This window comes from Amphritea sp. HPY, from assembly GCF_050870985.1.
Classification (GTDB): domain Bacteria; phylum Pseudomonadota; class Gammaproteobacteria; order Pseudomonadales; family Balneatricaceae; genus Amphritea.
This window is the reverse complement of record NZ_CP194015.1, coordinates 1,664,180-1,676,309: the sequence shown is the minus strand read 5'-3', so window position 1 is coordinate 1,676,309 and position 12,130 is coordinate 1,664,180. Positions and strand designations below refer to the sequence as shown.

Sequence of the window (12,130 nt, the reverse complement as noted above, 5' to 3'; positions counted from 1 at the left end):
GTGGGAGATACTAGCCTATTTTTGTATGCTGGGGTATCGAATAAGCCGACGTCGTATAAGCGGGTAAGATGGTTTCAGAAGAAAAAACTATACAAGTTGAAGAGCTTCGCTTTGAAGTAAATGGTCATCTCATTGCTGCAAAGGCCTGGGGTAAGCCTTCCGACACGCCAGTTATTGGATTGCATGGCTGGCTAGACAATGCTGCTACGTTTAATCGTCTGGCGCCTTTATTAAAAGGGGTAAGGCTGATAGCACTTGATCTTATGGGGCATGGTTACTCAGACCACAGGCCTGCGTCCATGCCTTACTATATCTGGGACAATGTTCTGGATGTGCTGGGTGTCGCTGATCAGTTGGGCCTTGAGCATTTCGAAATCCTTGGCCATTCTATGGGCGCGAGCATCGCGACTCTGATTGCCGGTGCATATCCGGATCGGGTCAGCCGACTCATGTTGATCGAAGGTATCGCCCCGTTAGTCACTGAGCCGAAAGATGTGGCTGAGCAACTTGCTCAGGCGATTAACAAGCGAAAACGGATGCAGAAACGTCAGCAGCGGCCTTATGCATCAGTGGATGATGCTGTTGCTGCTCGAATTAGTGGTCGCTTTCCGGTTGATGACGAAGCTGCGCGCTGGCTGGTTGGGCGGGGTATTATTCAGCGGCATGATGGGTTTTACTGGCGTAGCGACCCGAGCCTGGTATTGCCTTCTGTAATGCGACTGTCGGAATCACAGGTGGAAAGCTTCATTACCCGGGTGGCAGCGCCGACCCTGCTGGTGCTGGGTGATAAGGGGGTCGCTCAGAGTGATCGTCGTATCTCGCTGTTTCCTGATATTCAAAGCCAAACCCTGAAAGGCGGTCACCATTTGCATCTTGAGCCGCAGGCCGCGCAGCAAATTGCTAAGCTTATACAACAGGCAAGGACCAATGCAGTTTGATTGGTGATCATATTTTTACAAAGGAGTGGTTATGCTGAAGCGATTACTGGTTATAGGGGTGCTGTTATCATTTTGCGTACAGCCGGTGCTCGCAGCCCGTGATAAGACAGGTGCGATCGATCATCCATTACTGCAGCGTTATGGCTTGTCCTGGATTGTTCATTACCAAACAGACTCTGTCCCCGACCATGCTATGGCCCTTGGTCCGATGAAAAAGGTCGAAGGGGTGATAGCGCCGGAGCTGTCGATACGTTTACAAGGTCGTTTGACCAGCATTACGTACCGGATTCCAGATGGTCATGGGGCTGCCGATGTCTTTGATCACTTTCTGGCACAGCTTGAGCAGCAAAATTCCGAGATGCTATTTAAGTGCAGCAGTCGTCAATGTGGTAGCAGTAATCAATGGGCCAATAATATGTTTAATGTGGCCGAGCTTTACGGTATTGACCGTTCTCAGTCATATCTTGCTGCCAGGGTTGGTGATGCTCATGTTGCTCTGTACATAGTTAAGCGGGGGAACCGCAGGGTGTATGCTCATATAGATATTGTTCAGCCTGAACAGCAGAGTGCGGATTCGATAGCTAACGATCTGCATCAGCAAGGCTTTAGCTGGTTGGCAGTTGATCTCAGTAGTCCTGCGAAGCTGGCTGAGGGGGTAAAGCCCTTGATTGAATATCTGCTGCAAAACAATAAAGACAGGATTGTTCTGGCCGGTTATATGGCCGCTGTCCAAGGACAATCGCTTATGGATATGATTCTTGCATCCCAGGCTAATGCAGATAGAGTCGCGCAGTTGCTCCTCGAGGCTGGAGTTGAGCAAGACAGAATTGAAACAGCGGGGGTTGGGCCATTAATTCCAAGCATGGAGCAAAGGTCGAGTCCTGGTGTTTGGGTTCAGCAGTACTGAGGGGGATAGCTGATGAAGACCACGGTATCGTTGGTGCTGGGTAGCGGAGGCGCCAGAGGTTATGCGCATGTCGGAGTCATTGAAGAGTTAGAGCGGCGTGGCTATGAGGTCATCTGCATAGCTGGCAGCTCAATGGGGGCATTAGTTGGTGGGGTCTATGCTTGTGGGCGCCTTGGTGATTACCGTGATTGGGTGACCAGCTTGTCCTGGATGGATGTTTTCAAACTGATGGATGTCACGTTACGGGGGGAGGGGACTATCCGTGGCGAGCGTTTACTGGCGAAGTTAAGGGAGATCGTTGGTAATCCGATGATTGAAGATCTGCCAATAAGCTATACTGCCGTGTCCACTGATATCACCCATCAGAAAGAGGTTTGGTTCCAGAATGGCTCACTGCTGGATGCGATAAGGGCATCGATTGCGGTGCCGGGTTTTTTCACACCAGTCATTGAGGATGATCGGATCCTGCTGGATGGTGGTGTGTTGAATCCCATTCCGATTATTCCGACTGTAGCGGCGCATGCTGATCTTATAATTGCTGTTGATCTTAATGCTGAGGCTCAGCAGGTTAAGATAAATCTGCCGGACACTCAGTATCTGAATCGTTCTGGCTTTAGCGATGAGTGGAATGCTGATACGGCAAGCGGTAAGCAGGTTCAAGCTGATGCTGTTGAAAATTCGCGGCCAAACGGTAATGGTAATAGCAAGGCTACTGGTCGTATAGATATTTTACTCAGTGCTGTTGAGGTGATGCAGGAATCGCTCGGTAAATATAAAGTGGCAGGCTATCCGCCGGATCTGTTGGTGGGAATTCCCAAAGATGCCTGTCGGTTTTACGAGTTTCATCGTGCTGCCGAAATGATCGAATTGGGTCGTGAGATTACCCGTAAGCAGATGGAAAGACTCGAGTCGAGCCGGCTGCGCTAGTTAAGAGCCTTGAAGGCGATATAATAAAAAAGGAGCCTGGGCTCCTTTTTTATTACCATCGAGTTATCAATGGCAGCTCTGACTGTCTGCAGAATCGACTCACCTGATCAGCGACAGGAACTCGGTCCGAGTTGCCTGATTGCTGCGGAAAATGCCGAGCATCATAGAGGTCTTCATACTGCTGTTTTGCTTCTCTATGCCGCGCATCATCATACACATGTGCTTGGCTTCGATAACCACGCCAACACCGGCAGCCCCGGTCGCCTGCATGATTGCATCGGCGACCTCTTTGGTCATGTTTTCCTGGATTTGCAGTCGGCGGGCATACATATCGACGATACGGGCGATCTTAGACAGTCCGATGACCTGGCCATTAGGAATGTAACCCACGTGACATTTGCCGATAAACGGCAACATATGGTGCTCACACATGGAATACAGTTCGATGTCCTTAACGATAACCATCTCGCTGTTCTCTGTGGGGAACATCGCGCCGTTGATAACTTCATCAAGGCTCTGCTGGTAACCGCGGGTCAGAAACTTCATCGCTTTGGCAGCGCGTTTTGGTGTATCGACCAGGCCCGGGCGACTGACATCTTCACCCAGTTGCTCGATAATGCTTGCGAATTCTTTTTCCATTACAGTGAGAAATCCTGTTTTGGTATTACTTGGCCACTTGCATGTTTTCTACTAAACATTTCAGCAGCGTCGAAAAAGGGGCTAAGGTACGTGATCTGGACCCCTAGGTAAAGTTTTTATCAGACTATTTTGGCCGTTTCAACAGTACATAAAGTGCACCGGTGCCGCCATCCTTTGGCTGCGCTGAAGTAAAGGCTATAACTTGCGGCATCTGACGCAGCCAGTCATTCACATAGGACTTCATCAGTGGCTGCTGACCTTCTCCGCTATAGGCTTTGCCATGGATGACCATAATGCAGCGAAACTGTTGGTTGCTGCATTCCCGGATAAAACCACTCAGTTCGTTGCGGGCGTCGTCCAGAGTCATGCCGTGAAGGTCAAGCCCCGCGTTCCAGGGAACATGTCCCTGCTTCAGACGCTTCATCAGTTTTAGCTGGACTCCGGGCGTTGCGTAAATCAACTCGTCTTCGGTTTCAACCAGCTTAACAACCTCAGAAGAGAGACCATCAACCAGCTCTTCTACATCCTGTGACGCCATCTGTCTTTTATAACGCGACGTTTCGTCGTTAGCGGCTCTGAGTTTTGCAGGCGTTCCTTTGAGATCGGCTTTATCGTGCTTATGACGGGTAATGCCCTTCATGGCACTGCTAAAATCAAACTCGCCGTTTTCTGGAAGATCTTTTTCAGACATAGCGTTCGCAGACAATATTTATTAACATATACGGCCCTGTAAACGGTTCCATTCAGGGCTGAAACTTAATCCGAGCGAATTATCTATCCAGACATGACCATCAATCAAGCACAGACAGTAAAAGAACTGCATACTATTCGCGATTTTATCCGTTTCAGTATGAGTCAGTTTTACCAGTACGACATCTATTTTGGCCATGGTACTGATAATCCGTGGGATGAGGCAGTGCAGTTAGTGCTAGGTGCACTGCACCTGCCTTGGAGCAGTGATCAGCAGCTATTGGACTCTCGCATCACAACTGATGAAAAGCAGCGGGTGCTGGATTTCCTGGTGCAGCGGGTCGATCAGCGTCGACCGCTACCCTACATAATAGGGGAGGCCTGGTATGCTGGCTTACCTTTTTACGTGGATGAGCGGGTATTGATTCCCCGGTCTCCGGTGCAGGAGCTGATTGAACAGCATTTTGCTCCCTGGTTTCGCGAGGGGCCGGTAGAGCGGATTCTGGATCTGTGTACCGGTAGCGGCTGTATCGGCATTGTCTGCGCCTATGCTTTTGAAGAAGCTGAAGTTGATGTAGCTGATATTTCAGGGGATGCCCTTGAAGTGGCCCGCAGAAATATTCGGCGCCACGAGTTAACTGACCGGGTACACGCGGTAGAAAGCGACCTGTTTTCTAATTTAACCGGGCGACGCTATGATCTGATTGTGAGTAATCCGCCGTATGTCGATAAGGCAGATCTGGATAGTATGCCGGATGAGTATCAGCATGAGCCGGGTCTTGCGCTGGGGTCTGGTCCGGATGGTCTTGAAATTACCAAACAGATTCTGCGACAAGCGGCAGAGTATCTGACGGATGATGGCTTGCTGGTGGTTGAAGTAGGTAACAGCGAAGTGCATCTGCAGCAGCAGTTTCCTGAGATCCCTTTTATCTGGGTCGAACTGGAACAGGGCGGTAATGGTATATTTCTGCTTACGGCGGCAGAAGTTAAACAGTATTGCAGCTCTATCTGAGTAGCCGCGTTATACTTTATTGATATTTATCATCAGCGCTATACAGGTACGAATTCTATATAAGTACGGTTTATAGATACGACATTTGGCGCAGGATTTGGCACTACTTTTAGCACTCTATTTGGCACTACATTCGGGACTATACGATGTCAGGAAATACTTACGGTAAACTGTTTACAGTTACTACATTCGGAGAAAGCCACGGTCCGGCACTGGGTTGTATTATCGATGGTTGTCCTCCGGGAATCGAATTGTCTGAAGCAGATCTGCAGCGTGATCTGGATCGACGTAAGCCGGGAACATCCCGACATACTACTCAACGTCGAGAGGCGGATGAGGTGAAAATTTTGTCTGGTGTATTTGAAGGTAAAACCACCGGAACACCGATCGGTCTGTTAATTGAGAATACCGACCAGCGTTCTAAGGACTATTCCAATATAGCCGAGACTTTCCGTCCGGCGCACGCTGATTACGTTTATACCCACAAATATGGTTTCCGGGACTACCGTGGTGGCGGACGCTCTTCTGCGCGTGAAACTGCGATGCGAGTTGCTGCAGGAGCGGTAGCTAAAAAATATCTGGCGCAAAAAGGCATTGAGGTACGTGGTTATCTTTCTCAACTTGGGCCGATTAAGATCGATAGCTTCGATTGGACTCAGGTAGAGCAGAACCCATTCTTCTGCCCGGATGCAAGTAAAGTGGCTGAAATGGAAGAGTACATGGATGCCCTGCGTAAAGAGGGCAACTCCATCGGTGCTAAAATCAGTGTCAATGCCAGCGGTGTGCCAGTTGGCTTGGGTGAGCCTATCTTTGATCGGCTGGATGCGGATCTGGCGCATGCATTGATGAGTATTAATGCGGTTAAAGGTATTGAGATCGGTGATGGTTTTGCCGCGGTTGAGCAGAAGGGAACCGAGCATCGCGATGAGATGACCCCAGAAGGCTTCTTATCGAATCATGCTGGCGGTATCCTCGGTGGTATCTCCACTGGTCAGGACATAACAGCCCATATCGCATTGAAGCCGACGTCGAGTTTGCGCCTGCCGGGTCGTAGCATCAACGATAAAGGTGAAGCGATTGAAGTAGTAACTCAGGGGCGTCATGATCCTTGTGTCGGTATTCGAGCGACACCAATTGCAGAAGCCATGATGGCGATTGTGTTGATGGATCATCTGCTGCGTCATCGTGCTCAGAACGCCGATGTGCAATGTGCAACACCGGTAATTAAAGCGTAATCAACCGGTATAGTTTTGCGCTCAGTTAGCTGGGTGAACTATCAGGCCCTTTCCGGTGGTACGGACGGGGTCTTTTATTTTGAACAGATAAGTCTCGTAAGAAGAGGCTTGTAGTTACTAGGTACAAGGTACAAGGTACAATTAATGACGACGTATAAAGAAACTCTCTACAACGGATATGGACAGGAATATGCAGTGGAAGAGGTGCTATTTGAGCAACAAACCGATTCCTGGCATCTGATTATTTTCAAAAATCCTATGTTCGGTACCGTGATGGCGCTGGATGGTATTATCCAGACCACCGAGAAAGATGAGTTCATTTACCATGAGATGCTGACTCATGTGCCTATTCTGGCCCACGGCAGTGCTAAGAAAGTATTGATAATTGGCGGTGGCGATGGAGGTATGTTGCGCGAAGTACTAAAGCATGATTCAGTTGAATCTGTTACGCAGGTTGAGATCGATCAGGCGGTAATCGACATGTGCGTTAAGTATCTGCCGAATCATTCTCAGGGCGCATACGACAACCCTCGGGCGAAAATCGTTATTGGCGATGGAATCGACTATGTTTGCCAGACCGATGAAAAATATGACGTTATTATATCTGACTGTACTGATCCTGTTGGGCCGGGTGAAGTGTTGTTCAGCAGTAAATTCTATGAGGGTTGTAAGCGCTGCCTGAATGATGGTGGTGTATTCGTGGCACAGAATGGTGTTGTGTATATGCAGCCAGATGAGGTTTTGACAACCCGCCAGCGCCTGAGCCCATACTTTACTGATCAGTCATTCTATACTGCTGCCGTGCCGACCTACATTGGCGGCGCAATGACGTTTGCCTGGGGTTGTGATAATGCGGCTATACGTCAGCAATCGGTAGATACTATTGCTCAGCGCTTCACTGCGAGCGGTATTAAAACCCGTTACTACAATCCGGCAATTCATACCGGTTCTTTCGCTCTGCCACAGTATGTTCTTGAAGTGTTAGGTGATGACTGATTGATCTCTGAAGGATTGCTGTGAAGGGAGGCTGATGTCTCCCTTTTTCATTTGTGCTAGCTTAGAGTGAATCTGACTAAATGCTGGATAGGGTCTGAAAAACAGAATGAATCTGAATACATATACCCGGCTATCCGGCTTCTACTTTTTCTATTTTTCGTTGCTGGGTGCGCTGGTTCCATACTGGAGCTTGTATCTGAAATCTTTCGGCTTTAATGCCGAGACTATCGGTATTCTGATGTCGATTCTGATGGCGTCCCGTATCATCGCACCAAATATCTGGGGTTGGGTCGCCGATCGCACGGGTCAACGAGTTGCGATTGTGCGTTTGGGATCGCTGGCTACCTGCATCATTTTCATCGCAATTTTCTGGCAGGAAAGTGCCTGGGGAATTGCCCTGGTGATGGCTGGTTTTAGCTTCTTCTGGAATGCGGTATTACCTCAATTTGAAGTGATTACGTTGACGCATCTTGGCTCCAGAACGGAATTGTATAGCAGAGTTCGGCTATGGGGTTCTATCGGATTTATCATAACGGTTGTTGGTATAGGCTGGCTACTTGATCTGATAGAGGTGCGCTGGTTACCTCATCTTATGCTGGGGTTAATGATCTGTATCTGGCTGTCTTCGCTATTTGTTAGTGGTGAGGCCGTAGAGCGTGACCAGAATGAAAGCGGATTTAAGCAGCAGTTGCTGCGGCCTCAGGTGCTGGCATTTTTTGCTATTTGCTTCCTGATTCAGTTTAGTCATGGTCCGTATTACACCTTTTATTCAGTATTGATGGATAGTCTCGGTTATAGCAGGGTTGAGATCGGCTTGTTATGGGCTATTGGCGTGATTGCTGAGGTTATCATCTTTATCTACATGCACCGCATCATCGGTCGTTTAGGTCTTAGATTTGTGATGATTATCAGTCTGGTGTTGTGTGTACTACGCTGGTTGTTAATCGGGTTTACGCCGGATAATCTTCCGCTTATGTTATTTGCTCAGTCGTTGCATGCGGTCACTTTTGGCTCACTGCATGCGGTAGGGATAGCCTTAGTGCACCATTATTTTACACCGGGCTGTCATGGCCAGGGGCAGGCGATGTTCAGTAGTTTTGGATTTGGTTTTGGTGGTGCTGCCGGGGCTCTTGTTAGTGGATTGGCCTGGGATACCCTTGGTGCAGGCGCAACATTTTATACTGCCGCTGGCGCAGTGTTTGTTGCAGTGTTGCTCGCAACTATATGGATCAAACCGGAAAATTGTGCACAAACGAATCGATAAATTTGTTTTGCACTGCAGTTGGTATAGTATTAGGGAATACATTAATTTTTGGTTGATTTAGTGTTTTCGGGCAAAGTAGTTGCTTGGTTACAATATATAATCAACAGGCATAACAATCGTCTTTTTCTAAACGAAGGGCTGGATATGAATTTCAAAATCGATGTTGAGATGACGCCTGAAGAACTCCGTAAAGTATTAGGTCTGCCAGACGTTGAGACTTTCCAGAAAGAGATGATGCAGAAAATCCAGGAGCGAATGGAGGCGGGTGCTGAAGGTTATGACCCGCTGACCCTGTTTCAGCCTTATATGGCTAATAGCCTGGGCTCTATGGATACGATACAAAAAATGCTGATGAATATGATGACCTCATATACCGGTGGCAGTAAAAAAAGCTCTGACTAGCAACGGACTGGGTACAGAGATAAAAAGTGCACTATTAGAGAGATGATATTTTGCGAATTTTAAGAAAGTATACCAATCGACGTCTGTATGACACCTCTCGCAGCTGCTATATCACCCTGGAAGATGTGAAGCAGTTAGTGCTGAATCAGGAAGTATTCCAGGTTCAGGATTCAAAAACCGGAGCGGACCTGACTCGTAATATTCTGCTACAAATTATTAGTGAGCAGGAAGCGATGGGGCACGGTACTTTGCTTACCAATCAGGTGTTACAGCAACTGATCCGCTTTTATGGCGATAGTATGCAGGGCATGATGAGTCAGTACCTGGAGCAGAGTATCTCTACATTTATTGAGCATCAGGAGCGGATTCGTGAACAGATGCAGAATATGATGGGCGTGACCAACCCATTGAATGTGATGAATAAAATCGCTGATCAGAATATGGCGATGTGGAATATGTTTACCCCGCCGGGCGAAGCTGGAGAAGAGCCGCCAAAACCGGATACGTCAGCGGCCAATGGTGAAGCGAAAGATAAGTAGTTGTTGCTGTATTGAAAAAGCCGCCAAGAGCGGCTTTTTTTGTGTTTTCGTTTGATTGTAATTCAGTAAGCTTATGTTTTATAAGATAGAGGTCTTTTAATTTTAATATTAATTTGTTTAAAATCTAGACATTGTTATACGATAGGTTATGCTATCAGCATATTGCGGTTTTTTTGCCGTAAACCTGTTACACAGTGTCGTTCCTGATTCAATGCGGTAATCCAGTTTATACATTGATAGGGATATTCAGATATCGATATTTACAAAGATTGTTGACCAGTCTCTCAATATATATCTGTAACATTCTGTGTAGCACGTATAAATGGAATTTTTCTAGCACCAAGGATGATGCTAATTTATGGATCAGCAACAAGACGCTATTGATAGCGGTTTATTCGCTTTAGTCACTATTCTCCGGGTTCATGGCCAACCGGCAGAGCCGCAGCAGCTTCAACATCAGTTTGCAACACCAGGTAAGCCGTTCGGCTCGCTGGAGCTTTTGCGCGCAGCTAAAAAGCTTGGTTTAAAGGCCCGCCAACTTGAAACCAATTTCAGTCGCCTTAATAACTCAAGCCTGCCAGCAATAGGTATCGATAATGAAGGCGAATTTTTTGTTTTGGCCCGGGTGTCGAGCCATGAAAGCGGGACAGAAAAGAGCGTCGATGCAGATAAGGCCCTTATTCTGCGGGCTGGAGCGTCTCAGCCCGAGGCGCTATCGCGGGAAGGGCTAGAGGCGGTTTGGGATGGGCGGCTTATTTTACTGACCCGGCGGGGCGGTTTGCTGGATAGCTTTAAAGAATTTGATTTGAGCTGGTTTATCCCTTCACTGGTTAAATACCGCAAGCTGTTCGCCGAAGTTCTGCTGATCTCTTTTTTTCTCCAGTTATTTGCCCTGGTAACGCCTCTGTTCTTTCAGGTGGTGATGGATAAGGTTCTGGTACATAAGGGCTTTACTACTCTGGATGTGCTGGCTTTTGGTTTTGTGGTGGTGGCGCTGTTTGATGCGGTGCTGGGCGGGTTGCGAACCTATATTTTTTCTCATACCACCAACAGGGTGGATGTCGAGTTAGGGGCGAAACTGTTTAATCACCTGGTTTCGCTACCGCTGGCATATTTCGAATCCCGTCAGGTTGGTCAGAGTGTCGCCCGGGTTCGCGAGTTGGAAACGATACGTAACTTTATAACCGGTTCCGCGCTAACGTTGGTGATTGATCTGCTGTTCACCGTTGTGTTTTTTGCAGTGCTCTGGTTCTACAGCCCGACATTAACCCTGATTGTTTTGGGTACGTTGCCGTTTTATATCGCGCTGTCGATCTATATTACGCCGATCTTACGTCATCGCCTCGATGAGAAGTTTAAGCACGGGGCCGAGAATCAGGCGTTTCTGGTTGAAGCGGTTACCGGGGTTGAGACCCTGAAAGCGATGTCGGTAGAGCCACAGATGCAACGTAAATGGGAGGATCAGCTATCTCTCTATGTGACCGCTTCTTTCCGGGCCAATAACCTGAATAATGTTGCCAATCAGATAGCGGGCTTCATCAACAAGATTACCACGCTGCTGATTATCTGGTGGGGAGCACACCTGGTTATCGATGGTTCGTTGTCTGTCGGTCAGCTGGTGGCGTTTAATATGATAGCCGGGCGTGTCTCAGGACCGATTCTTAAGTTGGTTCAGTTGTGGCAGGATTTTCAGCAGGCTGGTATTTCCGTTAAACGCCTGGGTGATATTCTGAATACCCCTAAAGAGCCTGGTTACAATCCTAACCGCAGTACTTTGCCTGAGTTGAAGGGGCGGGTAAGTTTCGATAATACCAGTTTCCGCTATCGCCAGGACGGGCCGCAGATACTTAATAATGTATCCCTGGATATCAGGCCCGGTGAGGTGATCGGGATCGTTGGCCGCTCAGGTTCTGGTAAAAGTACCCTCACTAAGCTTATTCAACGGATGTATATTCCGGAAAATGGCAGGGTGTTAGTTGATGGTGTCGATCTTGCGATGGTCGATACTGCCTGGCTGCGGCGCAACATCGGAGTAGTGTTACAAGAGAACTTTCTATTCAATCGCTCGATCAGAGAGAATATTGCTCTGGCCAACCCGGGCCTGCCGATGGAAGCTGTAGTAAGGGCTGCAAAATTAGCGGGCGCGCATGAATTTATTCTTGAACTGCCGGAAGGCTATGATAACCCCGTAGGCGAACATGGTTGTAACTTATCAGGCGGCCAGCGTCAGCGAATCGCAATAGCGCGTGCGTTAATCACCGATCCTAGGGTGCTGATTTTTGATGAGGCAACCAGTGCTCTGGATTATGAATCCGAGCGGATTATCCAAAATAATATGACGGCAATCTGTCGTAACCGAACTGTATTTATCATTGCTCACCGGCTCTCGACAGTGCGTCAGTGCGATCGCATTATCGTCGTCGAAAAAGGACAGATTGTGGAGTCTGGAAGTCACGATCAGCTATTGGCAATGAAGGGTTATTACTCTACCTTGCATGGTTATCAGTCAGGCGTTCCTTCAATACGCAAAGAGCCTGCAGGCAGCAACCCGATAACCAGCTAAGCCTGAAAAGAGAAGAGA

Annotated in this window: 12 protein-coding genes; 10 read left to right on the top strand and 2 right to left on the bottom strand. The window is 48.1% G+C overall.

The annotated features are described in order from the left end of the window. Positions 1–68: 68 nt before the first annotated feature. From ACQUQM_RS07565 to ACQUQM_RS07555, 3 genes are read left to right on the top strand one after another with little or no spacing between them, the layout of a single operon-like run. Positions 69–938, top strand: coding sequence for an alpha/beta fold hydrolase (locus tag ACQUQM_RS07565; protein ID WP_432473875.1), 870 nt, complete (start codon positions 69–71; stop codon positions 936–938). A gap of 31 nt (positions 939–969) precedes the next feature. Continuing rightward, on the top strand, positions 970–1,845 hold the full coding sequence (locus ACQUQM_RS07560; protein ID WP_432473874.1) for a DUF4892 domain-containing protein: 876 nt from the start codon (positions 970–972) through the stop codon (positions 1,843–1,845). 12 nt (positions 1,846–1,857) lie between these two features. Continuing rightward, positions 1,858–2,772 (top strand): patatin-like phospholipase family protein, encoded by a 915-nt coding sequence (locus tag ACQUQM_RS07555; RefSeq protein WP_432473873.1) that lies wholly within the window; start codon positions 1,858–1,860, stop codon positions 2,770–2,772. Between the two features lie 99 nt (positions 2,773–2,871). Here ACQUQM_RS07555 and folE read toward each other — a convergent pair whose 3' ends face one another. Continuing rightward, positions 2,872–3,411, bottom strand: coding sequence for a GTP cyclohydrolase I FolE (gene folE, locus ACQUQM_RS07550; protein ID WP_432473872.1), 540 nt, complete (start codon positions 3,409–3,411; stop codon positions 2,872–2,874). A 124-nt stretch (positions 3,412–3,535) separates the two neighbouring features. Continuing rightward, complete coding sequence (locus tag ACQUQM_RS07545) at positions 3,536–4,102, bottom strand: Smr/MutS family protein (protein ID WP_432473871.1); 567 nt, start codon at positions 4,100–4,102, stop codon at positions 3,536–3,538. Between the two features lie 93 nt (positions 4,103–4,195). Here ACQUQM_RS07545 and prmB point away from each other — a divergent pair, with 93 nt between their 5' ends. From prmB to ACQUQM_RS07510, 7 genes are all read left to right on the top strand, one after another. After that, positions 4,196–5,113, top strand: a complete 918-nt coding sequence (gene prmB / locus ACQUQM_RS07540) for a 50S ribosomal protein L3 N(5)-glutamine methyltransferase (protein WP_432473870.1) — start codon at positions 4,196–4,198, stop codon at positions 5,111–5,113. Between the two features lie 146 nt (positions 5,114–5,259). Continuing rightward, positions 5,260–6,348 carry a chorismate synthase gene (gene aroC, locus ACQUQM_RS07535; RefSeq protein ID WP_432473869.1) on the top strand — a complete coding sequence of 363 codons (1,089 nt, stop codon included), beginning with the start codon at positions 5,260–5,262 and terminating at the stop codon, positions 6,346–6,348. Between the two features lie 144 nt (positions 6,349–6,492). After that, complete coding sequence (speE, locus tag ACQUQM_RS07530; protein ID WP_432473868.1) at positions 6,493–7,344, top strand: polyamine aminopropyltransferase; 852 nt, start codon at positions 6,493–6,495, stop codon at positions 7,342–7,344. Between the two features lie 106 nt (positions 7,345–7,450). Then, positions 7,451–8,608, top strand: coding sequence for an MFS transporter (locus ACQUQM_RS07525; RefSeq protein WP_432473867.1), 1,158 nt, complete (start codon positions 7,451–7,453; stop codon positions 8,606–8,608). 144 nt (positions 8,609–8,752) lie between these two features. Next, positions 8,753–9,010 carry a DUF6489 family protein gene (locus tag ACQUQM_RS07520; RefSeq protein ID WP_432473866.1) on the top strand — a complete coding sequence of 86 codons (258 nt, stop codon included), beginning with the start codon at positions 8,753–8,755 and terminating at the stop codon, positions 9,008–9,010. A 50-nt stretch (positions 9,011–9,060) separates the two neighbouring features. After that, positions 9,061–9,549, top strand: a complete 489-nt coding sequence (gene phaR, locus ACQUQM_RS07515; RefSeq protein WP_432473865.1) for a polyhydroxyalkanoate synthesis repressor PhaR — start codon at positions 9,061–9,063, stop codon at positions 9,547–9,549. A 358-nt stretch (positions 9,550–9,907) separates the two neighbouring features. After that, a complete protein-coding gene (locus ACQUQM_RS07510; RefSeq protein ID WP_432473864.1) occupies positions 9,908–12,112 on the top strand; it encodes a type I secretion system permease/ATPase in 2,205 nt (734 codons plus the stop codon). The last annotated feature ends 18 nt before the right edge of the window (positions 12,113–12,130 follow it).